This window comes from Azospirillum lipoferum 4B (genome assembly GCF_000283655.1).
In the GTDB taxonomy this organism is placed as follows: domain Bacteria; phylum Pseudomonadota; class Alphaproteobacteria; order Azospirillales; family Azospirillaceae; genus Azospirillum; species Azospirillum lipoferum_C.
In genome coordinates this window covers 1,796,339-1,817,975 of the sequence record NC_016622.1, presented here as the reverse complement: position 1 = coordinate 1,817,975, position 21,637 = coordinate 1,796,339, and the positions used below count along the sequence as shown (strand labels likewise).

20 protein-coding genes are annotated in these 21,637 nt (G+C 67.1%); 11 read left to right on the top strand and 9 right to left on the bottom strand.

The features are described from left to right. Positions 1 to 122: 122 nt before the first annotated feature. Positions 123 to 1,808 (top strand): alpha-amylase family protein, encoded by a 1,686-nt coding sequence (locus tag AZOLI_RS08445; protein WP_014248192.1) that lies wholly within the window; start codon positions 123 to 125, stop codon positions 1,806 to 1,808. Here the strand turns inward: AZOLI_RS08445 and AZOLI_RS08440 are convergent. Continuing rightward, positions 1,805 to 2,242, bottom strand: a complete 438-nt coding sequence (locus AZOLI_RS08440) for a winged helix-turn-helix transcriptional regulator (RefSeq protein WP_014248191.1) — start codon at positions 2,240 to 2,242, stop codon at positions 1,805 to 1,807. The two genes, AZOLI_RS08445 and AZOLI_RS08440, sit on opposite strands and share 4 nt — an antisense overlap. A gap of 133 nt (positions 2,243 to 2,375) precedes the next feature. Between AZOLI_RS08440 and AZOLI_RS08435 the strand changes: the two genes are divergently transcribed. Beyond that, entirely contained in the window at positions 2,376 to 2,987 is a 612-nt protein-coding gene (locus tag AZOLI_RS08435; protein ID WP_014248190.1) for an NAD(P)-dependent oxidoreductase, read from the top strand. Positions 2,988 to 3,043: 56 nt separating this feature from the next. On the opposite strand, the gene AZOLI_RS08430 is transcribed toward AZOLI_RS08435, so the two are convergent. The 3 genes from AZOLI_RS08430 to AZOLI_RS32395 all read right to left on the bottom strand — a co-directional run bounded on the left by AZOLI_RS08430 (position 3,044) and on the right by AZOLI_RS32395 (position 3,920). Beyond that, positions 3,044 to 3,418 (bottom strand): helix-turn-helix domain-containing protein, encoded by a 375-nt coding sequence (locus tag AZOLI_RS08430; RefSeq protein ID WP_014248189.1) that lies wholly within the window; start codon positions 3,416 to 3,418, stop codon positions 3,044 to 3,046. 2 nt (positions 3,419 to 3,420) lie between these two features. Further along, complete coding sequence (locus tag AZOLI_RS08425; protein ID WP_044549879.1) at positions 3,421 to 3,717, bottom strand: type II toxin-antitoxin system HigB family toxin; 297 nt, start codon at positions 3,715 to 3,717, stop codon at positions 3,421 to 3,423. A 74-nt stretch (positions 3,718 to 3,791) separates the two neighbouring features. Continuing rightward, positions 3,792 to 3,920, bottom strand: coding sequence for a hypothetical protein (locus AZOLI_RS32395; RefSeq protein ID WP_162488029.1), 129 nt, complete (start codon positions 3,918 to 3,920; stop codon positions 3,792 to 3,794). Positions 3,921 to 4,534: 614 nt separating this feature from the next. On the opposite strand from AZOLI_RS32395, the gene AZOLI_RS32390 reads away from it, so the two are divergent. Next, positions 4,535 to 5,317 (top strand): hypothetical protein, encoded by a 783-nt coding sequence (locus tag AZOLI_RS32390; RefSeq protein WP_014248186.1) that lies wholly within the window; start codon positions 4,535 to 4,537, stop codon positions 5,315 to 5,317. A gap of 66 nt (positions 5,318 to 5,383) precedes the next feature. Here AZOLI_RS32390 and mutL read toward each other — a convergent pair whose 3' ends face one another. Further along, complete coding sequence (mutL, locus tag AZOLI_RS08415; RefSeq protein WP_014248185.1) at positions 5,384 to 7,327, bottom strand: DNA mismatch repair endonuclease MutL; 1,944 nt, start codon at positions 7,325 to 7,327, stop codon at positions 5,384 to 5,386. Between the two features lie 60 nt (positions 7,328 to 7,387). Further along, positions 7,388 to 7,753 carry a hypothetical protein gene (locus AZOLI_RS08410; RefSeq protein ID WP_014248184.1) on the bottom strand — a complete coding sequence of 122 codons (366 nt, stop codon included), beginning with the start codon at positions 7,751 to 7,753 and terminating at the stop codon, positions 7,388 to 7,390. A 260-nt stretch (positions 7,754 to 8,013) separates the two neighbouring features. On the opposite strand from AZOLI_RS08410, the gene AZOLI_RS08405 reads away from it, so the two are divergent. Further along, the gene (locus tag AZOLI_RS08405) at positions 8,014 to 9,270 is read left to right on the top strand and encodes a DUF3095 family protein (protein WP_014248183.1); all 1,257 of its coding nucleotides are present in this window, start codon (positions 8,014 to 8,016) and stop codon (positions 9,268 to 9,270) included. A gap of 46 nt (positions 9,271 to 9,316) precedes the next feature. Here the strand turns inward: AZOLI_RS08405 and AZOLI_RS08400 are convergent, their stop codons facing one another. Next, complete coding sequence (locus AZOLI_RS08400; RefSeq protein ID WP_014248182.1) at positions 9,317 to 9,757, bottom strand: YccF domain-containing protein; 441 nt, start codon at positions 9,755 to 9,757, stop codon at positions 9,317 to 9,319. Between the two features lie 270 nt (positions 9,758 to 10,027). On the opposite strand from AZOLI_RS08400, the gene AZOLI_RS08395 reads away from it, so the two are divergent. Together AZOLI_RS08395 and AZOLI_RS08390 are read left to right on the top strand one after the other, a co-directional pair. After that, on the top strand, positions 10,028 to 10,576 hold the full coding sequence (locus AZOLI_RS08395; protein WP_014248181.1) for a hypothetical protein: 549 nt from the start codon (positions 10,028 to 10,030) through the stop codon (positions 10,574 to 10,576). Between the two features lie 253 nt (positions 10,577 to 10,829). Then, a complete protein-coding gene (locus tag AZOLI_RS08390) occupies positions 10,830 to 11,543 on the top strand; it encodes an alpha/beta fold hydrolase (protein WP_014248180.1) in 714 nt (237 codons plus the stop codon). A gap of 291 nt (positions 11,544 to 11,834) precedes the next feature. Here the strand turns inward: AZOLI_RS08390 and AZOLI_RS08385 are convergent, their stop codons facing one another. Further along, positions 11,835 to 12,506: a LuxR C-terminal-related transcriptional regulator gene (locus AZOLI_RS08385; protein ID WP_014248178.1), complete on the bottom strand. Its 672-nt coding sequence runs from the start codon at positions 12,504 to 12,506 to the stop codon at positions 11,835 to 11,837. A gap of 282 nt (positions 12,507 to 12,788) precedes the next feature. Then, positions 12,789 to 13,469, bottom strand: a complete 681-nt coding sequence (locus tag AZOLI_RS08380; RefSeq protein ID WP_014248177.1) for a LuxR C-terminal-related transcriptional regulator — start codon at positions 13,467 to 13,469, stop codon at positions 12,789 to 12,791. A 584-nt stretch (positions 13,470 to 14,053) separates the two neighbouring features. Here AZOLI_RS08380 and AZOLI_RS08375 point away from each other — a divergent pair. The 5 genes from AZOLI_RS08375 (at position 14,054) to AZOLI_RS08355 (ending at position 21,619) form a co-directional block, all read left to right on the top strand. After that, positions 14,054 to 16,399 carry an ATP-dependent helicase gene (locus tag AZOLI_RS08375; protein ID WP_014248175.1) on the top strand — a complete coding sequence of 782 codons (2,346 nt, stop codon included), beginning with the start codon at positions 14,054 to 14,056 and terminating at the stop codon, positions 16,397 to 16,399. A gap of 118 nt (positions 16,400 to 16,517) precedes the next feature. Then, on the top strand, positions 16,518 to 17,714 hold the full coding sequence (locus tag AZOLI_RS08370; RefSeq protein ID WP_014248174.1) for a hypothetical protein: 1,197 nt from the start codon (positions 16,518 to 16,520) through the stop codon (positions 17,712 to 17,714). 106 nt (positions 17,715 to 17,820) lie between these two features. Continuing rightward, entirely contained in the window at positions 17,821 to 18,711 is an 891-nt protein-coding gene (locus tag AZOLI_RS08365; protein ID WP_014248173.1) for a 50S ribosomal protein L11 methyltransferase, read from the top strand. 80 nt (positions 18,712 to 18,791) lie between these two features. Continuing rightward, the gene (locus tag AZOLI_RS08360; RefSeq protein ID WP_014248172.1) at positions 18,792 to 19,265 is read left to right on the top strand and encodes a TerB family tellurite resistance protein; all 474 of its coding nucleotides are present in this window, start codon (positions 18,792 to 18,794) and stop codon (positions 19,263 to 19,265) included. Between the two features lie 278 nt (positions 19,266 to 19,543). After that, complete coding sequence (locus AZOLI_RS08355) at positions 19,544 to 21,619, top strand: M24 family metallopeptidase (RefSeq protein ID WP_014248171.1); 2,076 nt, start codon at positions 19,544 to 19,546, stop codon at positions 21,617 to 21,619. Positions 21,620 to 21,637: the final 18 nt, after the last annotated feature.

Genomic DNA, 21,637 nt, shown 5'->3' with positions numbered 1-21,637 from the left:
CAAATGGTCAGTCAGTTCAGCAACATTGCCCCGCAACCAAAACGGCCTTGCCGCTGTTGCCCGCCTGTCGATCCCGCATCGGGACGGCGATCGCCACCGGCACGACGCGGGACGGAACGGCCATGATCGGGGACCTCTGGTACAAGAATGCGGTGATCTACAATCTGGCGCTGTCGACTTTCATGGACGCCAGCGGCGACGGCATCGGCGATTTCCAGGGGCTGCTGCGCCGGCTGGATTACCTGCACGGGCTGGGCGTGACCTGCATTTGGCTGGGGCCGTTCCAGACATCGCCGATGAAGGACGACGGCTATGACGTCGCCGACTACTACACTGTCGATCCGCGATACGGCACTCTGGGCGACTTCGTGGAATTCACCCATGCCTGCGAGCAGCGCGGCATCCGGGTCATCATCGATCTGGTGATCAACCACACCTCCGACCGGCATCCCTGGTTCAAGGCGGCCCGCAGCGATCCGGGCAGCAAGTATCGCAACTGGTACGTCTGGTCAGACAGGAAGCCGGCGAATGCCGACACCGGCATGGTCTTTCCCGGCGTGCAGGAATCGACCTGGACCTATGACCGCGAGGCGAAGGCCTGGTACTTCCACCGCTTCTACAAATTCCAGCCCGACCTGAACACAGCCCACCCGGAGGTGCATGCCGAGCTGCTGAAGATCATGGGCTTCTGGATCCAGCTGGGCGTCGCCGGATTCCGCATGGACGCCGTTCCCTTCATCATCGCCGAGAAGGGGGCGGAGGTGACCGAGCCGAAAGAGCAGTTCGGCATGCTGCGCAGTTTCCGCGAATTCGTGCAGTGGCGCCGCGGCGATGCCGTTCTGCTGGCGGAGGCCAACATCCTGCCGGAGGACGACCTGCATTACTTCGGCGACGACGGCGACCGCTGCCACATGATGTTCAATTTCCAGGTCAACCAGACTCTGTTCTATGCGCTGGCCACCGCCGACACCGCGCCGCTGGTGACGGCGCTGAAGGTGACGAAACCGCGCCCGGCCACCGCCCAATGGGGCTGTTTCCTGCGCAACCACGACGAGTTGGATCTCGGCCGCCTGACGGAGGAGCAGCGCCAAGCCGTCTTTGCCGCCTTCGGGCCGGAGAAATGCATGCAGCTCTACGACCGCGGCATCCGGCGGAGGCTGGCGCCGATGCTGCACGACGACCGGCGGCGGATCGAGCTGGCCTACAGCCTGATGTTCACCCTGCCGGGGACGCCGGTCATCCGCTATGGCGACGAGATCGGCATGGGCGACGACCTGTCGCTGCCGGAGCGCAACTGCGCCCGCACGCCGATGCAATGGTCGGACGAACCGCATGGCGGCTTCACCAAGTCGGACGGGCCGGAAATCCCGGTGATCGCCGGCGGGGTCTTCGGCTATGAGCGGATCAACGCCGCGGTGCAGCGCCGCGACCCCGAATCGCTGCTGAACTGGACCGAGCGCATCATCCGCATGCGCAAGGAATGCCCGGAGATCGGCTGGGGCGACTTCCAAATCCTGAAGACCGGCCGGCCGGAGGTGCTGGCTCTGCGCTATGACTGGCGCAACAACGGGGTGGTCGTCCTGCACAACCTGTCGGACAAGCCCTGCGAGATCCTGCTGGACGTCGAGGGCCACGGCGAGGCCTGCCGGCTGGTCAACCTGCTGTCGGAGGACCACAGCGAGCCCGACAGCGAGGGGCGCCATGATCTGGTGCTGGAAGCCTACGGCTATCGCTGGTTCCGCGTCGGCGGGCTGGATTACCTGCTGCGCCGGACGGAGGCGGACAAGAAACCCGGCGAGGGGGGTTAGGCGACGTCCAGCCGGGCCGGGGCGTCGCTCTCGTCCCGGTCATAGGCGGCGCGCGATTCCAACAGCTGGGCGATGTGGGTCTCGGCCCAGATGCGCAGCGGCACCAGCGTTTCCGCCAGCGTGGCGCCCAGCGGGGTGATGGCGTATTCGACGGTGACCGGCACGGTGGCGAAGACCTTGCGGCTGACCAGCCCGTCGCGCTCCAGGCTTTTCAGCGTCTGCGACAGCATCTTCTGCGAAATGCCCTCGATCTCCCGGCGCAGCTGGTTGAAGCGCATCGGCCCGCCTTCCAGCAAACCCAGGATCAGCACCGTCCATTTGTCGGCGATGCGGTCCAGCGCCTGCCGCGTCGGGCAGCCGGAGGCATAGGCGTCGGGCAGCTGATCCACCTCCGACGGCCGTTTGCCGCCCAGCCCCAGCAAGGTCCTGTCCATCCCCATCCACTCCCAAGCGGGCCGCCCGGCGGTTACACACGGGTGACCATGTCACGAAAAGGTGCCTTCTTTACACCAGATTTCCAAACCGGCATCAAGTCACCATTGGAAACCCAGTCAGAGGACACCTGCCATGAACATCGCCATCATCGGCGCCGCCGGCCGCGCCGGCAGCCGTATCCAGGCCGAACTGCTCCGCCGTGGGCATGCCGTGACCGCCATCGTTCGCGATCCGTCCAAGGTCGCCGCCGCCCCCGGCCTGACGGTGAAGACCGGCGACGCCAACGATGCCGCGACGCTGGCCCCGCTGCTGGCCGGCCATGACGCCGTGGTCAGCGCCGTGATGTTCCTGCTGGGCGATGCCGACAGCCTGATCGGCGCGGTGAAGGCGTCGGGCGTGCCGCGCTATTTGGTGGTCGGCGGCGCCGGCAGCCTGGAGGTGGCGCCGGGCGTGCGCGTGCTCGACCTGCCGGAATTTCCCGAAGCCTACCGCGCCGAAGCCACCAAGGGCGCCGAGTTCCTCGACCGCCTGAAGGCCGAGCCCGACCTGAACTGGACCTTCCTGTCGCCGTCCGCCGAGTTCGTGCTGGGCGAGCGGACAGCCAAGTTCCGGCTGGGGGCCGATGGGTTGCTGGCGGACGAGAGCGGCCGCAGCTGGATCAGCTACGAGGACTTCGCCGTGGCGCTGGCCGACGAGATCGAGACGCCGAAGCACGAGCGCAAGCGGTTCACGGTGGGGTATTGAGGGGAGGCGGGCGGCGTTCGCAAGGGAGCGCCGCCCGTTGGTGTTTGGCAGTCTGGTCAGGCCGCCCGTTGGACGGGATAGTCGCGCACCAGGATATCGACGGGGATTTTCAACCCTTCCGACAGCCGCCGGATCATCGGCAAGGTCAAGGCCCGCTTGCGGTTCAGGATTTCGGCGACACGGGCGCGGCTGCCGATCATCGGTTCCAGATCGTGCCGGGTTAGCCCGCGCTGGTCCATCATGAACTCGATGGCGCTGATCGGGTCGCTCGGCGGAATCGGATGGTTGGCCTCTTCATAGGCGTCCACCAGCATCATCAGGATTTCGAGCCGCGCACCGTCGTCGGTGTCGGGATCGGCGCCCCACAGGCGTTCGATCTCCTCCAGGGCGGTGGCGTGGTCCTCATCGGACCGGATTGGGCGGATGTCCATGATTACACCGTCCTCACGTCGATGGCGTCGTATTCCCGATGCGTGCCGACCCATTTCACATAAACCGTGCGATACCGGTAATCGATCCCGGCAACGAGCCGGTACTTGTTGCCGGCAATGTTGAAGACCACCCGGTCACCCACGAAAGACGCCGAGCGGAACTGAGCCTTGACGGCTGCCGTATCCGGCCAGTCGACGTTGCGAACGACGTTGAACCAATCCGTCAACGGCGCCTCGCTGTCACTCCGGCCAGGCTTCTCCCAGTGCTCCCGCAGAGTTCGCCGTGAAATGATCCGCATGGAGGGAGTTTATAGCGCTCCCGTGGTGGGAGCAAGATTTGCCATTGCTTGACACTGCCGTTCGGTGGCCGGTGTCAGAGGCGGAGCGACAGCAGGGGCGCCAGTTTGGCAAGCACCTGCTGGAGCACCGCCTCGGGCACCGAGCCGACCGGGTCGAGTTGGCGGACGCGGCGGTCGAGGCTTTTCACCTGATCGGCCAGCACGACTCCGCTGCCGGCGGCGCCATTTCGAACGGCTAGCCCAGCACCTTCCTAGTGATCTTCCCATTGTTGCTCGATCCTGGCCTCTTCGGCAATTTGCGATATTTCTTTTGGATTAGGAAGATGCTATGCAACGCAAAAAATTGCGAGTTAAAGATGGCTCCTCCTTTAAAAGACTTCCGCCTTGCCGGTACACCCGTTACGGTAAATAGATATGGGACTTCTGCGTATAACGCCTGGAGAGCAGATGTCTATAACGCTAGCGTCAGTGGAGTGGCTCCGGGAACAATTGTAGTACCTGGCTTGTGCACGGTACGTGTTCGATACTATCGAAGAACGGATCCCGTGAAGGATGTTGACAATATTTTGAAGCCAATTATGGATGCGCTTCAAGGATTATATGTTGGGCGGACACGGAATCCAACGCGCTTAATAGATGATGACAGGTATGTCGAAGAAGTTCGCAGTCGTCGAACAGATTTGGCGATTCATACGAGACTAACTGGATCAGCCTTCACCAGAAGTGAGTTTGATGCTTTGCAAGATGCAAGGCTTGGCGCTGCCGCAATTTACGTTCGGATTGACAATCCGCCAAATCAAAGAACTAGGATTTAGCAATGAAGCAGAGTGACCAAATTAAGCTCCTGATTGGGCAGTACTCTGTCGGAGGGGCTGAGGTTTTCCATGATGTCCGTATAGGACAAATCAAAAATCTCGAGAACAGGGATCGTCTACTGAAATATGATATAAAGGCTGATATAGTAGTAGACTACAAAGGGGGTGGTGAAAGCGTTGGTCTTGCGCGACCGCATCTTCTGATTGTCGAAATTGCAAATCGCGATAGAGTCGGGTGGCCAAGCCCTGATACAGAACTCTACAACAAAAAAGCTGGTGATCGCTTTGAAGACTTGCAGAGAATAGTATTAGAAAATAATGATGTATTTTCCGATATCGAAATTAGATTCTTGGACGGGTCGGCAGATAGATTTCGTGCAAGAAAAATGAAAGGAGCTACGGCTAGGAATTGGAATGCCTTGGAGGCAGAAATTGAAATTGCGCTATCACAAATTGAATCTCTTAATAAATCTGATCCAGGTATCCAGGATGCAGTTCTGGGAAGAATATGGGCTAGATGGCTTCGAATTCTCTCATACCGTTTTCCTGGATGGAGGCGTAAAGAGATGAAAGAAGCCGACCTATCAACAATACAGAGTGACTTGTATGCTCACAATATTATCTCATTAACCCCCAAAGATTACAAGATAATTAACCAGAATTTGATGGCGATTGCTGAGGGTGGTGATGTGGATTGGAATCAAATCCGCAAGCTATCTTCAGAAATGCAAAAAATACTGGCTTTTGCTAAAGAAAGGCTCGTGAGAGTTTCGGATCGCGGTTAACGAGTGATCGTCCCTTAACTTTTTATTGCTCTCTTTTTGCTTTTATTAGGTGCTTATGCAGGCTTCCTACCTCCGCCCAAACAACCTCTCAATATCCGCCAGCTTCAGCTCCACGTATGTCGGCCGGCCGTGGTTGCACTGGCCGCTGTGCGGAGTCGCCTCCATCTGCCGCAGCAATGCGTTCATCTCGTCGACGCTGAGCGTGCGGCCGGCGCGGACGGACCCGTGGCAGGCCATGGTCGCGCAGACCTCCTCAAGGCGTTCCTTCAGGGACAGGGCGTCGCCCAGTTCGGACAGTTCCTCGGCAAGGTCGCGGATCAGGTTCTTCACGTCGGACTGGCCGAGCAGGGCCGGAACCTCGCGCACCATGACGCAGCCATGGCCGAAGCCCTCGATCACCAGACCCAGCTCGGCCAGTTCGGCGCTGCGGGCGAGCAGGCGGTTGGCGGAGGGTTCGTCCAGCTCGATCAGCTCGGGGATCAGCAGGGCCTGCCGCTTCACGCCGCCTTCCAGCAGGGCGGTCTTCATCCGCTCATAGACCAGCCGTTCATGGGCGGCGTGCTGGTCGACGATGACGATGCCCTCGCGGGTCTGGGCCACGATGTAGGTGGTGTGGACCTGCGCCCGCGCCGCGCCCAGCGGATGGCTGTCGAGCGGCGGCTCGGGCTTTTGCGCGGACGGGTCGGGGGTGCGGTATTCCGGCGGGCGGGCCGACGGGGCGAAGCCGTTGCCGAAGCCGCTGAGACGGCCCTGCAGCGGCGGCAGCCCCGTTTGGGTCGGCGCCTGGAAGGCGGCGGAGCGCTCCGCCAATCCGCGCGGCACGGCGGCCGGCGTGTAGGAGCCGCCCCAACTCCCGCCCCAACTCCCGCCCGAACCTCCGCCGCCGCCGGAACGGCCGTAGGGCAGGGGGGAGGGGGTGAAGCCCCCATCCCTTTGGCCGTCGGTCTCTCCCGCCGATTCGGGCCGCAGGGCGCCCAGCGTGGCGAGGCCGACGGTGGTGGAGGCACGGTGGCCGGCCTCGGCCAGCGCGTGCTTCAGCGATCCGACGATCAGGCCGCGCACCAGACCCTGGTCGCGGAAGCGCACCTCGGCCTTGGCCGGATGGACGTTGACGTCGACCTCCTGCGGGTCGATGTCGAGGAACAGCGCCAGCATCGGGTGACGGTCGCGCGGCAGGAAATCGGCATAGGCGGCGCGCACCGCGCCCACCATCAGCTTGTCGCGCACCGGGCGGCCGTTGACGAACAGGTGCTGGTGCTTGGCAGTCGGGCGGTGCAGGGTGGGCAGGCCGATCCAGCCGGCCAGCGTCACACCCTCGCGCGCCGCCGTCACCGACACGGCATTCTCCTGGAAATCGCGGCCCATCAGAGCGCCCAGCCGAGTCAGCCGGGCGTCCAGCAGGTCGCCCTGCGCCGCGCTCAGCCGCAATCCCCCGCGCCCGCCGTCGCTGAGCGTGAAGGCGACGCCGGGATGGGCCATCGCCAGACGTTCCAGGCAATCGGCGATGTGGTCGTATTCGGTGCGCGAGGCCTTGAGGAACTTCAGCCGGGCCGGCACGGCGGCGAACAGGTCGCGCACCTCGATCCGCGTGCCCTGGGCCAGCGCCGCCGGCTGCGGCTGGCCCTTCGCCCCGGCATCCACCGTCAGGCTCCAGGCGCTGTCGGCGCCGCGGGCGCGGCTGGTGATGGTCAGGCAGCTGACCGCGCCGATGGACGGCAGCGCCTCCCCCCGGAAGCCGAGGGAGCGGATGTCGAGCAGGTCGTCGCCCGGCAGCTTGGAGGTGGCATGGCGTTCGACCGCCAGCACCAGCTCGTCCGCGGTCATGCCGCAGCCGTCGTCGGTGACGGCGATCAGCGACTTGCCGCCGTCGCGCGCCACCACGTCTATGCGGGTGGCGCCGGCGTCGATGGCGTTCTCCACCAGCTCCTTCACGGCGGCGGCGGGACGTTCGACCACCTCGCCGGCGGCGATGCGGTTGACGAGCGTTTCAGGGAGAAGACGGATCGGCATGCCCATAGATATAGTGGCAGCCGGCGCGCGGCACCACCATCTTCGGGCGGAGCCAGTGCATTACAGGCCCCGCAGCGCCTTCAGATAGTCGATCAGCTTGCGTTCGTAGAAGGGTTGCGGCGACTGGTAGCGGGCGACGAGGCCGGACTCCTCCGTCAGCTTCACCACCATGCCGATGCAGGAGACGTCCACCGGATCGCCGCCAAGGTCGAACTGCAGGCGGAAATCGAACTTCTGCTTGGCGATCAGGTCGCCGTCATAGGGTCGGATGCGGAAGGAGCCGAGGACGAACTCCTCCGGCACATACTCATGGTGGTCGATGACGATGGTCGGCGGCGCGGATGGGCGTTCCTTTTGCGGTCCGCTGCTTGTTTTCGCGTCGCCGGACGCCTTGTTGCCCCCGGAGAAGATCGACAGCCAAGACATGAAGAGCGATGTCCCCTCGTTCCGGAAGCCAAAAAATCGTACCGACATACCCCGTCAGTTTCGGGGTCATCTCCTTTAGCAACGGTTAACGACGTAAGGATCGGTTACGGCGCCGTAACTTTCGCGCCGCAAACACGGCCCAGCGGCAACGATGCGCCCTGCAATCGGGGGGCTGCGTCCTGCCGCGACGGCCGGGGCCATGCTATCCTGCCTGAAATGCGGCCGGCTCCGGCCCATTCCAGGAGAGCGGAGGTGCCGCCATGCCATTTTTGCCGGTGATCCGCGACTTCGCCGCCGACGCCTCGGACCCGCGACGCTACGCGGCGCTGGGCGACGGCTGGTCGCTGGCGGTCGCCGACGTCACCGGCAGCACCCGGCTGGCGGATCAGGGGCGTCACCGCGACGTCAATTTCGTCGCCGCCGGGGTGGTCGCCGTGCTGTCCGACGCGGTGCGGATGGAGGGCGAGCCGGCGGCCTGCCAGTTCGGCGGCGACGGCGCCATCGCCGCCGTTCCGCCGGGGCGCGAGGATGCGGCGCGGGCGGCTCTGTCCGCCCTTGCCCACTGGTCGGCGGAGGTGATGGACGTTCCGCTGCGCGTCGGTCTGGTGCCGGTGCGGGCCCTGCTCGACCAGGGGCTGGAAGTTCTGGCCGCCCTGCAGGATGTCGGCAACGGCAACAGCTTCGGCCTGTTCCTGGGGGCGGGGGTGGTGGCCGCCGACGCCTGGGTGAAGGAGGATGCGCGCTGGCGGCTGCCGCCGCGGCCGGGGCCGCTGCCAGGGCTGGAGGCGGTGTCCTGCCGCTGGAACCCGGTTCCGCCGCGCCGCGGCACGGTGCTGTGTGTGATCGTCGACGCCGTCGATCCCGGGGCGGCCGGGCTGCTGGAACTGGCCCGCGTCCAGCGCGCCATCGAGACCATCGTGCCCACCGCCGGCGCCGCCCCGCTCGGCGGCGGCGAAAGGCTGGAGGCGCGCTGGCCGCCCGCCTGGCGGTCGCTGTGGATGGAGGCGCGCGGCAGCCGGGACGGGGACATGGCCGGATTCGGCGCGCGTGCCGGCCGGGTGGCCAAGGCGCTGGCCGGGTCGGGCCTGCTCGCCGTGCTGCTGGCGATGGGGTGGAGGCTGCGCAATTTCGATCCGCAATCCTATCGCCGCCGGATGGCTGAGCGGACCGACTTCCGCAAATCGGCGGGCGGTCCGCGGCTGGTGTTGGACGTGACGGAGGAGGAGGCCGATGCGATCGAGCATCTGCTCGCCCGTGCCGCCGCCGCCGGTTCGATCCGCTACGGCACGGCGCGGGCCGATGCCACCACGGTGACCTGTCTGGTCGGCGACGTCACCGCCGACCGCCATGTCCATTTCGTCGACGGCGCCGGCCTCGGATTCTGGCGCGCCTCGGTGATGCTGAAGGCGATGAAGGCGCGGGAAGCGGCGGCGGGCGAGGGCGGAGCGGCGAGGGAGCTTGAAGCCGGCGGCGCCTTGCCGGTCCCGGTTCCGGCCCCAGCTCCAGCCAAGCCCTGACCGGAGCGGGAGCCGGCGGCAGTGCGGACCGTCACATCCGGGACAGTCAGATCCGGCCCGGCATGCGGCGGCGGTCGGCGTCGTCGGCCGGCACGATCTCGGTCCCGACCGGCCAGAGCGCCAGCAGGGCCAGCTTCAGATGCGCCCAGGCGAAGGGCAGGCCGATGATGGTGATGGCGAGCCCCACCGCGGAGATCAGGTGGCCGAGGGCCAGCCACCAGCCGGCCAGCACGAACCACACCACGTTGCCGATGAAGCCCAGCGCGCCGGTGCCCATGTCCTCGCGCCCGCGGAACTCATCCCGGCGTACGGCGGTTTGTCCAAAGGGAAGCAGGGTGTAAAAGGCGATGGTCAGGGCGGACCGGGCCCAGGGCAGGCCGATGATGGACAGAGCCATCAGGACCGCGGCCAGGAGCCAGCCGAGCGCCATCCAGATGCCGCCCGTGATCAACCACAGCGCATTGAGAAGAAGACTGAGCAGAGGCATGACAGGAACCCTCCCTTTCGCCGCAGATGTGGGGACGGCCCGTGCCGTGGACCAGAGGGGCGGCTTTCGATTGCGGGACCTGCCGCAAAGATGGGGCACCCCGTCCGGCGGCGCAAAAGAGGGGGAGGTCCGCGCAATCCATGCCTTGAACAGGATCCGCAGAGTCCACAGATCAGGTATTGGCATCATGACGACGCGTCCGGACGGGTCCTCCGCCGACAGTACCGCCGGCGGGACGCCCGTTTCCGGACCTTACGGATCGGAGGCCGCATGAACGAGGCTTTGAACACCGACCCCGGCGACGATGCGCCGACCATGCCGCGCGAGGGCGATTCGCTGTCGCCGGTGGTCGCCGCCATCCTCGGCACCGCCGTCGCGGCGGCGGCCAAGCGCGGCAGCGGAGGCGACGTCGTCCGCGGGCTGATCGCCGGACTGCGCGTCCTGCGCGCCACCGTCGAGGAAGAGGCCGGTTACACCATGGCCGCCGCGGTCGACAATGCCATCCGCACCCGCCTGCTGGCCGACAACCTGTCGCGCCTGCGCGTCAGCGGGGAAAAGCCGAAGGCCATCCCGCTGCCCGATCACGGGCCGGGCAGCAGCGCCGCCGCCGCCATCTTCGAAAGCGCGGCCGAGTCCTGCCTGACCGTCAACGCCCATGCCGAGGACAACGGGCCGCTGGAGCATGCCGTCTTCGCCTTCACCGCGCAGTTGCTGCAACAGCTGGGCGGGGCGCCGGAATGGCGGAGCCTAGCGGGTGAACTGCGCCGCCCGATGGCGGTGGCGCCGGACGGCGAGGAGATGGAGGTGACGCTGCATTGAGCAGCCTTTGACGGCGCCGGCCAAAAAAGCAGCACCGGCCAAAAAAAACAGCACCGGCAAGTAATGGAATTTGGTTTGCTTTTGAGCCGTTTCGGCGGCGGCTGAAACCTTTTGCGGGCAAGGCGGCTCTTGGGGCCGTGTTAAGGGTTTTGCCCGATTTATCGTACGGGACGACTTGCGTTCGGCTTCGTTAGGGTTTGCTTCGGCGGTGGGACCGTCCCATCGCGGAACGCCAGCACCGGGGAACCCGAACGTGTTCTTTCACACCCAGCCCTCCACCGTCCGCACCGGACGGGCAGAGTCCGTCCGCTTCGCGGTGACCGGCACGGCGTCGGACCGGATGGATGCCGGCATCGGTCTCGGCATGGCCGGCGACCGCACGGCGGACCGGGCGGGCGATCCGTTGGGCCGGCGGGTGATCTTCCTCCATCCCGGCAAGGGTGCCTGGTGGCGCCTGCTCGACCAAGTCCCGTCGGGCCAGGAATGGCTGACCTTGCCCGCCTCCGCCGCGGCGCGGCTGTCGTCGATGCTGGTGGAGCGGGGCGGCCGGCGGCCGGTGCTGGTGGCGAGTGCGATGACGGCACCGCTCGCCATCGTCGCGGCGCTGGATTTTTCCGATCGGGTCGGCGGCGTGATGATCGTCGACGATGTCGGGGCCGATTCGCCGCTGCGGCGGCGCTGGAACGCCCTGTCCGTCCGGTTCGGCCGGCCGCGGCCCATGGACCTGACCGACCGCCTCGGCGAATTGGAGGCGGAGCTGCCGGCGGTGCGGGTGCCGGTGACCCTGATGCAGGGAAGCGAACCGGCGGGACTGTTCGCCCTGCTGGAGAACCGGCTGACCGGCTGCCGGACGCTGACCGTCGTCGCGGTGCCCGATGCCGCCGCTGTCCGCCCGCGCACCCATGCCGCCGAACTGCGCGGCGCCTTGCTGGCCCTGGTCTCCGCGGTGGAGCGGGCGCAGAGGTAGGGAATCGCGCCGGGATGAATGTTTGTCGGTCATCATTCCCGCAAAGGCGCATAGGCGCTAACTTTGAGGACTTTGCCCGTTTCCCAAGGGGTCGGCACTTCTTTCAGCGTCATCCCCGCGAAGGCGGGGATCCAGGCTTGCCCATTGGTTCTGCTTGGAAAACCCTGGATCCCCGCCTTCGCGGGGATGACGCAAAGTCCCTTTGGTTCCAAAGACTTAATGCCGCTCCAGGACCTGTGCATCCCGTAGCGCCTTCGCAGGCATGACCGTGGAAGAGAAACGCTTAACGGCCTAAAGGCTCTGCGCCGTCAGGGCGGCCTGCGTGCGGTTGCGCACGCCCAGATGCCGCAGGATGGCGGTGACGTGGACCTTCACGGTTCCTTCCGTCAGCCCCAGCTCATGGGCGATCTGCTTGTTGGACTTGCCGTCGCGCAGGCGGGCCAGAACGTCGCGCTGGCGCGGCGTCAGCTGGTCGCCGGTGCCGTTGCCCAGCGCCGCGGACTCGTCCGTCTGGTCGCCGGCAGAGCCGCCGCCGTAGCCGCCCTGCATCTGGTCGACGCGGTCGCCGCCGCGGATCGCCTGCTCGGGAAGATAGATGCCGCCGGCAAGCACCAGCTGCAGCGCGCCCAGCAGCACCTTGGCGCTGGAGGATTTCGGGATGTAGCCGGCCGCACCGTTCTCCAGCGCGGCCAGAAGGTCGGAGCGCTTCTCCGATCCCGACACCACCACCAGCAGGGCCTTGGGCAGGCTGGCATGGATGTCGCCCAGCGCCGAGAAGCCGGTCCAGCCCGGCATCCCGAGATCGAGCAGGATCAGGTCGAAGGGCCTCGTCCCGTCGCAGAGCGCCCGCACCTCGTCATAGGTGCTGGCCTCGAAGAATGTCATGTCGGCGTCGAATTGCGCCAGCAGGCGGCGCAGACCGTCTCGGAACAACAGGTGATCGTCGGCGATCAGCACGTTCATCGCGGGCATTTCCAGGAAGGTTGCGGCGATGGCACACCGGGATGGCGTCATCGGCCCGGACGTTCACATAGGCACGGACAATCCGACGCTGTAGTTCGCTTTTGGTCTTAGACCGCTTCCTCTATGCCGGTGCCTTCCGCAACCGCGACGCGGGAATCGGGAAAGGGGCCGGAATCGGAAAACGGCACCGCGCCGCTCCGCCGACCGCCTGCCCCGGATGGAAGGGGCGGGCGGGACGGACAGCGGGCGAGACCTTTGGCGAAACGCTGGAGTTGGAGGGGATCAGACGGTGGCGGCGACGCCGGTCTCGGCGGCCTGGTCGCCGATGCCGTTGTTCAGCACCCAGATGGCGGCCTGGGTACGGTTGGACGCGTTGATCTTGCGCAGCAGGCTCTTCAGGTGAACCTTCACGGTGGCTTCCGTGATGCTCAGGTGGTTGGCGATCATCTTGTTGCTGTTGCCGTTCAGCAGGCAGCGCAGGATCTGCACCTCGCGCTGCGACAGGCCCTTGCGGCGGGTCGGCAGCTCGGTGCCCATGTCTTCGGTGCGGCCGCTGACCAGCAGCTCGGCCAGATGGGTCGGGAACACCTTCTCGCCCATCATCACCAGCTTCAGCGACTGCATCAGCGCCTCGCAGGCGATGTCCTTCAGCAGGTAGCCGCCGGCACCGGCGCCCAGCGCGGCCGACAGGCGGCGGGTGTCCAGGTCGTTGGTCAGGATGACGATCCGGATCGACGGGTGTCCCTCACGCAGCGTGCGCATCGCCTCGACTTCCTCGTCGGCGCCACTCGGCAGATCGATCAGGATCAGGTCGGGGGTGGTGCCGGTGCCGAGCGCCGTCAGGCCCTCGCGCAGGCTGCCGGCCTCGCCGACGACGTTGAAGGGCGTGCTCTCGAAAAGGCGCTTCATGCCTTCACGGAAAAGCTTGTTGGCATCGATGAGGAAAACGTTGATGGCATCCATGGTCTCAGCCCGCCTTTTGTTCCGTTCCGATCGAAGTGGCGCCGAATGGCGCTTTCGAGGCATCCCCGACCGCCCGCTCCCGCGTTCGGCCCGCTTCCCCCCTCAGGGTGCGGGGTGCCTCGTTGTGATCCATAGATACCCCCGATTTGCGCCGCGCAAAATTTCGCTTAGGTAAATTTCGCGTCGAGCAATGGGCATATGTCGTAAGCCTGGATAAGACAAGATGCGGACATAATTCGAACTTTGATGGTCGGGTGGAATAAAGACCTGTGATAGAAAAGGGGAAATCGTTAACCGACTGGCTCTGATTTGGTCGTGTTTCTCGGATGCGATATGGCGGGACTTCATTGCCGGCCGGCGTATGTCGCATGAGGATTGTTCCCCCGTCCGATGGTTGGAGTCCTATATCCCGAACGGCGTCCCTTCGGCCTGGGCTTGGCCGTGCAACCGCGCAATCCCGAATGGGAAACGCGGTCTGTCGCGGGGTTCGTGCCGCTGCGCTCTGTGCTATATACGTTCCGACCGCAAGACAGCATTCCCATGCTTGAGCCGATTTTTCCTCTTTTCCCCAAGCCGGGCCGCCCATGTCAGACGCGTACGACGACGATCCGTTGAGCCATGCCGCTCCCCCCACCGCCGCTTCGGCCACGGGTTTTCCAAGCGCGGCACAGCGCTTCGCCTATCTGGACGGGCTGAATCCGACCCAGCGGGCGGCGGTGGAGGCGCTGGACGGGCCGGTGCTGGTTCTGGCGGGCGCCGGCACCGGCAAGACGCGGGTGCTGACCACCCGGCTCGCCCATCTGCTGATGACCCGCCGCGCCGCCGCCTTCCAGGTCCTGGCCGTGACCTTCACCAACAAGGCCGCCCGCGAGATGCGCGAGCGCGTCGCCCATCTGGTGGGGATCGAGCCGGAAGGCTGGTGGCTCGGCACCTTCCACGCGCTGGCCGCGCGCATCCTGCGCCGCCATGCCGAGTTGGTCGGGCTGAAGTCGAACTTCACCATCCTCGACACCGACGATCAGGTGCGGCTGATCAAGCAGCTTCTGGCGGCCGAGAACATCGATTCCAAGAAATGGCCGCCCCGGCAGGTTCTGGGCGCCATCGAACGCTGGAAGGACCGCGGCCTGACCCCCGACCGGCTGAGCGACGCCGACGGCGGCGACGTGGCCGGCGGCCGGGTGGTGGCGATCTACCGCGCCTATCAGGAGCGCCTGCGCACCCTGAATGCCTGCGACTTCGGCGACCTGCTGCTGCACAACCTCGCCATCTTCCAGAACCATCCGGACGTGCTGGCGGAGTATCATCGTAAGTTCAAGTATCTTCTGGTGGACGAGTATCAGGACACCAACGTCGCGCAGTATCTTTGGCTGAGGATACTGTCCCAGGCTCACAAGAATATTTGCTGTGTCGGCGACGAGGATCAATCGATATACGCCTGGCGTGGAGCGGAAATTGGAAATATTCTTAGATTTGAGACGGATTTTCCTGGTGCTACTATAATTAAACTTGAGCAGAACTACCGCTCCACCGGCCATATCCTGGCGGCGGCATCCGGCCTGATCGCCAACAACCAGGGCCGTCTCGGCAAGACGCTGTGGACCGAGGCCGACGGCGGCGAGCCGGTCAAGGTCAAGGCGGTGTGGGACGGCGAGGAGGAGGCGCGCTGGGTCGGCGAGGAGATCGAGGCGCTGCAGCGCAAGGGCACGTCGCTGGCGCAGATCGCGGTGCTGGTCCGCGCCGGCTTCCAGACCCGCGAGTTCGAAGAGCGCTTCATCACCCTGGGGATGCCTTACAAGGTGCTGGGCGGTCCGCGCTTCTACGAGCGGCAGGAAATCCGCGACGCGATGGCCTATTTCCGCGTGGTCAATTCCGGCGACGACGATCTCGCCTTCGAACGCATCGTCAACCTGCCCAAGCGCGGCGTCGGCCCGGCGGCGATGCAGACCCTCTACACCGCGGCGCGGGCGCAAGGCATCTCGCTGACCGAGGCCGGCTGGGCGCTGACCGAGACGGACGAGCTGAAGCCGAAGCTGCGCGCCACCCTGCGCGGGCTGCTGCAGGACTTCTTCCGCTGGCGCACGCTGATGGCGACGGTGCCGCACACCGAGCTTGCCCGCACCATCCTGGACGAATCCGGCTACACCCGCATGTGGCAGGAGGACAAGACGCCCGAGGCTCCGGGCCGGCTGGAGAACCTGAAGGAACTGATCACCGCCATGGCGGAGTTCGAGAACCTGCCGGGCTTCCTGGAGCATGTCGCGCTGGTGATGGAGAATGCCGAGGCCGCCGGGATCGAGCAGGTCACGGTGATGACCCTGCACGGGGCCAAGGGGCTGGAGTTCGACCATGTCTTCCTGCCGGGCTGGGAGGAGGGCGTGTTCCCCAACCAGCGCGCGCTGGACGAAACCGGCATCGCCGGGCTGGAGGAGGAGCGGCGGCTGGCCTATGTCGGCCTGACCCGCGCGCGCCGCCGCGCCTATGTCAGCCATGCCGCCAACCGCCGGCTCTATGGCAACTGGGTCAGCGCCGTGCCGTCCCGCTTCGTCGAGGAAATCCCGCAGGACAATGTCGAGGCCGAGGCGGCCAACGGCCTGTTCGCCGGCAGCGGCGGGCGCGGCAGCTTCGGCGGAGGTTTCGGCGGCGGGGCAGCAGGTGGCTATGGCGGGGGTGCCGGCGGCTTCCAGTTCCGCGGCTCCACCCGGCAGGCGCCGGCGCCGAAGACCATCACGCTGGACCAGGGCGCCTATGCCGTGGCGCCGCGGCCGCGGCCCGATGCGCCCTTCGCCAAGGGCGCGCGCGTGTTCCACCAGAAATTCGGTTACGGCACCGTCGTCGCCGTGTCGGAGGACAAGCTGGAGATCGACTTCGACCATTCCGGCAATAAGAAGGTGATGGACAGCTTCGTCGTGCCCGCCGACAAGGCGGGTTGAGGGGTGGCAGGTTGAGGGGGCCGGCTGACGGTTTGCCGCACTGTGACGGCCGTCACAGCCGCAGCCCCCGCCACCGGCCAGTATTGCAGCATTGCAACAGAGCCGGAGGCAATCCGCCGTGTTCGGAACGGGCAGCGTCAGTTACGAGGTGCAGAGCCGTCGCGAGGGGCGCTGGCTCATCGAAGGCGCCTATACCGACCAGGAGGCGGCCCTGTCGGCCGCCCGCTCCCAACTGGCCGCCTCCGGGGTGGAGGAGGCGAAGGTGGTGAAGTTCCGCACCATCGCCGGCCTGTCGCTGGAAACGGTGATCCTGCACAAGACCTCCCCCCAGGGCACGCGCAAGGGGCTGACCCTGGGCGGCACGGCGGAAGGGGCGCCGCTCTGCCGCAAGCCGGAGGACCTGCGCGAATTCGAAAGCCGGGTGGTCATCGGCCGGCTGCTGCGCCCCTATCTGGATGCCCAGCGCATCACCCCGACCGAGCTGCTGCATTCCTGGCCGCTGTTCCGCCGTCTGGAGGAGCAGGGCGCGCTGCTGGGCGCCGCCATCCATGCGGTGGCCCGCCATCATGCCGATCTTCACGGCGTGTCGCATGCCGCCCGTGCCCGCGAGTTGCGGCAGTTGGTGGAGGCGGTCTCCGGGGCTGCCCGCGACGCGCTGGCCGAACGGCGCCGCCTGCCGCGCTTCGACTCCGCCGACCTGCCCGGCACCAGCAACCGGATCGAGGAGTCGGTGGGGGAGGCGGGGCATGATGGGCTGTTCCTGGTCCTGCTCTGCCAGCATCTGGAGGGTGGCGGGACATTGGCCGGCAAGCTCGATTTGCTGCTGGCGATGATCGACGACGATGTCTGGCCGCGGCATCTGGCGCTGCTGGACGGGGTGATCGCCGACATCATGGGGTCCGCCGACACGATGAAGGAGCTGCTGGGCACGCAGCCCAGCCTGCATGACGGGCTCTGCGCGCTGGCCGACGCGCTGTTCGACCGCGATCCCGACCCGGCGCTGGCGCCGATGGCCGCCTCGCTGCGTCAGGTCTGCCGCCTCGCCCTGCAGGGCCGCGCGCCGCAGAGCCGGGCCGTCCTGCTGGAGCGGTTGCGCCAGAGCATCGCCGGCGACCAGCCGCTCGACCGCCGCGACCCGAAGGCGGAAGGGGTGCTGACCCGCGACCTTGCCGACCGGCTGAAGGGGGCGGACGGCGAGCTGCTCGGCGGGGCGGCGATGGAGAAGGCGTTGGAGCGCCGCCTGGTGCGCCACCGTCAGTCGGTCCTGCGCGCCCAGGGCATGCACGACATCGCCGACCGGCTGTCGGGGCGGTAGACGCGCACGGATAAGGGTTCCGCCATTGTCCGGAATCCTTGGTCTCTTTCCGGCTTGATGCTAAAAACGCCGCTTCTTCTCGCGTCGTCGTCGGAAAGCCCCTGTCATGTCGCAAACCCCGCTCTGGCGCATCGCGCTGGTCGTCCCCGAAGCCCATGCGCCCGCTTTCGCCGAGGCGGTGGGCGACCATGCCGATGCGGTGTCGACCTTCGAACTGGAGGAGGGCGGCAACTGGCTGGTCGAGGCGACGCTGTACGGCGCCCCGGACGAGGCACGGCTGCAGTCGCGCGTCGCCGTGCTGGCCAAGGCGCTGGGGATCGAGGAGCCGCGTCTGGCGGTCGAGAACCTGCCGCCCATCGACTGGGTGTCGCACAGCTACCAGGGCTTCCCGCCGATTCGCGCCGGCCGCTTCTTCGTCCACGGCTCCCACCATGAGGGCATCGTGCCGGCCGGCAGCATCCCGCTGCTGGTCGATGCCGCCACCGCCTTCGGCACCGGCGAGCATGGCTCGACCAACGGCTGCCTGCAGGCGCTCGACCGGCTGTCGCGCCATCTGAAGCTGCCGCGCGGCGGCCGGCGCGGCGCGCTCGACATGGGCTGCGGCTCCGGCATCCTGGCGCTGGCGGTGGCCAAGCGCTGGCGCGTCGCCGTGACCGCTGTCGACATCGATCCCGAGGCGGTACGCGTCACCCGGATCAACGCGGCGCTGAACGGGGCGAAGAACAGCATCCGCGCCCAGGGCGGCGACGGCTACAACACCCGGATCGTCGGCCGGCACAAGCCCTACACCCTGATCACCGCCAACATCCTGGCCCGCCCGCTGTCGCGCATGGCGCCGCAGCTGCGCCGCCACCTGAAGAAGGGTGGCTATGCCGTGCTGGCCGGCCTGCTGAACCGGCAGGAGCGCCACGTCATCCAGGCCCACCGCAACCAGGGCCTGCGTCTGGTCGCGCGCATCCCGGTCGGGGAATGGACCACTCTTGTGGTCAAGCGTTAAGCGAGGCGCCGTTGAAACCGAAGGACCGGGTTGCGACTTCCCCTAGTGACGATGTTTCGACATTCACCTGGGGAGCCACCATGCTGAACCGCATCCGGTCCTTGTTCGCAGGCGACGACGACGGCGCCGAGCCGGGCGAGGACGCCCTGCAGGCCGCCGCCGCCGCCCTGATGGTCGAGGCCGCGCGCACCGACGACACCATCACCCAGGCGGAGCGCGACCGCATCATCGCCGTCGCCCGGCGCCACTTCCACCTGACCGAGGAAGAGGCGCAGGACCTGCTGTCCGCCGCCGTCTTCGACACCGAGGACGTGTCGCCCTACCACCGCTATATCAGCGTCATCATGGACCGCTGCCCGCCGGGCAGCCGCGTCTGGATCGTCGAGATGCTGTGGGAGGTCGCCTACGCTGACGGCGTGTTGAACGATCTGGAGGCCAGCCTGCTGCGCCGCATCGGCGGCCTGCTGCATGTCTCCGACATCGAACGCGGCGAGGCCCGCAAGCGCGTGCTGGAGCGGCTGGGTCTGCCGGACGACGCGGGGTTGCCGGCTTGAGGGTGTTGCTTCGGGTGCCCCCTCCCTAACCCTCCCCCTCTTCGAGGGAGAGGGGACTGCCGCCGCTTCGACATTTACGTTCCGCTGACCAGCGTCCAACCCCCTCCACCGCCATCGGACCGCCTTTGGCCGGCCGAGGGCGGCGGAGGGATGGGGAGGGGGCATTCGCTTTTGCACCCCCACCCCAACCGGCATAGCCGCCACCCCGCCGCTTGCACCGGACCGGCCGGGTGCCTAGCCTGGGACCACAGGCTCCACCCTTCCGAGGAACACGTTCCGTGTCCAGCGCGACTCCCTCCGGCGCTTACCGTGGCGACGACGCCCTTGCGACCCTGTTGACCGAGGCCGGGACCGGCCGCTCCCCCGCGGATGTCCGCGCGCTGCTGGCCGGCGTGCTGGCGGCGCCGGAAGGGGAGGACCCGGCGGCGTGGCTGGTGCTGGTGGGCGAGACCCTGCCGCCGGCATTGGCCGAACAGCTCCAGGCGCTGAAGGCGGTCCTGGCGGCGGAGGCGCCGGCCGCCCGGCCGGGACCCGCCCAGCGGCTGGCCGACCTGCGTGCCGCGCTGAAGCGCCGGGAACTCGACGGCTTCATCGTTCCGCGCGGCGATGAGCATCAGGGCGAGTATGTGCCGCCGCGCGCCCAGCGGCTGGGCTGGCTGACCGGCTTCACCGGGTCCGCCGGCAACGCGGTGGTGACATCCGACCGCGCCGCGATCTTCGTCGACGGCCGCTACACCCTGCAGGTTCGCAGCGAGGTTCCGTCCGACCTGTACGAGTACAAGCATCTGGTCGAGGATCCGCTGACCGACTGGATCGTCGCGGCATTGCCGGAAGGCGGGCGCTTCGGCTTCGATCCCTGGCTGCACACCATCGGTTGGGTGGAGAAGACCCGCGCCGCTCTGGAACGCGCCGGCATCCTGCTGATCGCCTGCGAGGACAATCCGCTCGATTCGGTGTGGCAGGGCCAGCCGCCGGCCCCGCTCACCCCCGTGGTGCCGCAGGACGAGGCCTTCGCCGGCGAAAGCTCCGCCGACAAGCGCGCCCGGCTGGCCGACGATCTGGGGCAGTCGGGCATCGCCGCCGCGGTGCTGACCCAGCCGGACAGCATCGCCTGGCTGCTGAACATCCGCGGTGCCGACGTGCCCTGCACGCCGCTGCCGCTGTCCTTCGCCATCCTGTCGGCCGATGCGTCGGTGGACCTGTTCCTCGACCCGCGCAAGCTGGCGCCGCCGACCCGCGCCCATCTGGGCAACCGGGTGCGGGTGCGGCCGGTGGAGGAGTTCGGGCCGGCGCTGGACGCCGTCGCCCGCGGCTCCGCCCGCGTGCTGGCCGACCCGACCTGCACCTCGGCCTGGATCGTCGACCGGCTGCATCTGGCCGGTGCGAAGGTGGAGCGCGACGGCGATCCCTGCGCCCTGCCCAAGGCCTGCAAGAACCCGGCGGAGCTGGCCGGTACCCGTGCCGCCCACACCCGCGACGGCGCCGCCATCGTCCGCTTCCTGCACTGGTTCTCGGAGGAGGCGCCGAAGGGCGGGCTGACCGAGCTGGCGGTGGTGGAGCGGCTGCTGGCCTTCCGGCGGGAGAATGAGCGGTTCCGCGGCGTCAGCTTCGACACCATCGCCGGGGCCGGTCCGAACGGCGCCATCGTCCATTACCGCGTGACGCCCGAGACCGACCGCCGGCTGGAGCCGGGCAGCCTGTTCCTGCTGGACAGCGGCGCGCAGTATCTCGACGGCACCACCGACGTCACCCGCACGCTGGCGGTCGGCGAACTGGACCCGGCACTGGCCGCGGAGATGCGCGACCGCTTCACCCGCGTGCTGAAGGGCCACATCGCGCTGTCCACCGTCCGCTTTCCGCACGGCACCACCGGCTCCCAGCTGGACGCGCTGGCGCGGCTGCCGCTGTGGCAGGCGGGGCTCGACTACGACCACGGCACCGGCCACGGCGTCGGCAGCTTCCTGTCGGTGCATGAGGGGCCGCAGCGCATCTCCAAGGTCGGCAACACGGTGGCCCTGCAGCCGGGCATGATCCTGTCCAACGAGCCCGGCTATTACAAGACCGGCGCCTACGGTATCCGCATCGAGAACCTGATCGTCGTGCAGCCGGTGGAGCCGCAGGGCGCGCTTGCCGGCGCGGAGCGCGGGATGCCGACCGGCGCGGAGCGCCGGATGATGGAGTTCGAGCCGCTGACCCTGGTGCCGATCGACCGCTCGGCAATCGAGCGCGCGCTGCTGTCCGATGCGGAGGCCGCCTGGGTCGATGCCTATCATGCGCGGGTACGCGAGTCGCTGTCTCCGCTGCTGGACGAGGCGGCCCGCCGCTGGCTCGCCGGGGCCACGGCGCCGCTGTGATCGGGGGCGATACTGCAT

What these genes read in the sequence shown, in the direction of transcription:
- AZOLI_RS08365 (WP_014248173.1), top strand. Translation starts at nt 17,821, where the DNA reads ATGTCGCAAACCCCGCTCTGGCGCATCGCGCTGGTCGTCCCCGAAGCC.
- AZOLI_RS08375 (WP_014248175.1), top strand. Translation starts at nt 14,054, where the DNA reads ATGTCAGACGCGTACGACGACGATCCGTTGAGCCATGCCGCTCCCCCC.
- AZOLI_RS08440 (WP_014248191.1), bottom strand. Translation starts at nt 2,242, where the DNA reads ATGGACAGGACCTTGCTGGGGCTGGGCGGCAAACGGCCGTCGGAGGTG.
- AZOLI_RS08360 (WP_014248172.1), top strand. Translation starts at nt 18,792, where the DNA reads ATGCTGAACCGCATCCGGTCCTTGTTCGCAGGCGACGACGACGGCGCC.
- AZOLI_RS08410 (WP_014248184.1), bottom strand. Translation starts at nt 7,753, where the DNA reads ATGTCTTGGCTGTCGATCTTCTCCGGGGGCAACAAGGCGTCCGGCGAC.
- AZOLI_RS08385 (WP_014248178.1), bottom strand. Translation starts at nt 12,506, where the DNA reads ATGAACGTGCTGATCGCCGACGATCACCTGTTGTTCCGAGACGGTCTG.
- AZOLI_RS08405 (WP_014248183.1), top strand. Translation starts at nt 8,014, where the DNA reads ATGCCATTTTTGCCGGTGATCCGCGACTTCGCCGCCGACGCCTCGGAC.
- AZOLI_RS08400 (WP_014248182.1), bottom strand. Translation starts at nt 9,757, where the DNA reads ATGCCTCTGCTCAGTCTTCTTCTCAATGCGCTGTGGTTGATCACGGGC.
- AZOLI_RS32390 (WP_014248186.1), top strand. Translation starts at nt 4,535, where the DNA reads ATGAAGCAGAGTGACCAAATTAAGCTCCTGATTGGGCAGTACTCTGTC.
- AZOLI_RS08445 (WP_014248192.1), top strand. Translation starts at nt 123, where the DNA reads ATGATCGGGGACCTCTGGTACAAGAATGCGGTGATCTACAATCTGGCG.
- AZOLI_RS08435 (WP_014248190.1), top strand. Translation starts at nt 2,376, where the DNA reads ATGAACATCGCCATCATCGGCGCCGCCGGCCGCGCCGGCAGCCGTATC.
- AZOLI_RS08395 (WP_014248181.1), top strand. Translation starts at nt 10,028, where the DNA reads ATGAACGAGGCTTTGAACACCGACCCCGGCGACGATGCGCCGACCATG.
- AZOLI_RS08425 (WP_044549879.1), bottom strand. Translation starts at nt 3,717, where the DNA reads ATGCGGATCATTTCACGGCGAACTCTGCGGGAGCACTGGGAGAAGCCT.
- AZOLI_RS08430 (WP_014248189.1), bottom strand. Translation starts at nt 3,418, where the DNA reads ATGGACATCCGCCCAATCCGGTCCGATGAGGACCACGCCACCGCCCTG.
- mutL (WP_014248185.1), bottom strand. Translation starts at nt 7,327, where the DNA reads ATGCCGATCCGTCTTCTCCCTGAAACGCTCGTCAACCGCATCGCCGCC.
- AZOLI_RS08380 (WP_014248177.1), bottom strand. Translation starts at nt 13,469, where the DNA reads ATGGATGCCATCAACGTTTTCCTCATCGATGCCAACAAGCTTTTCCGT.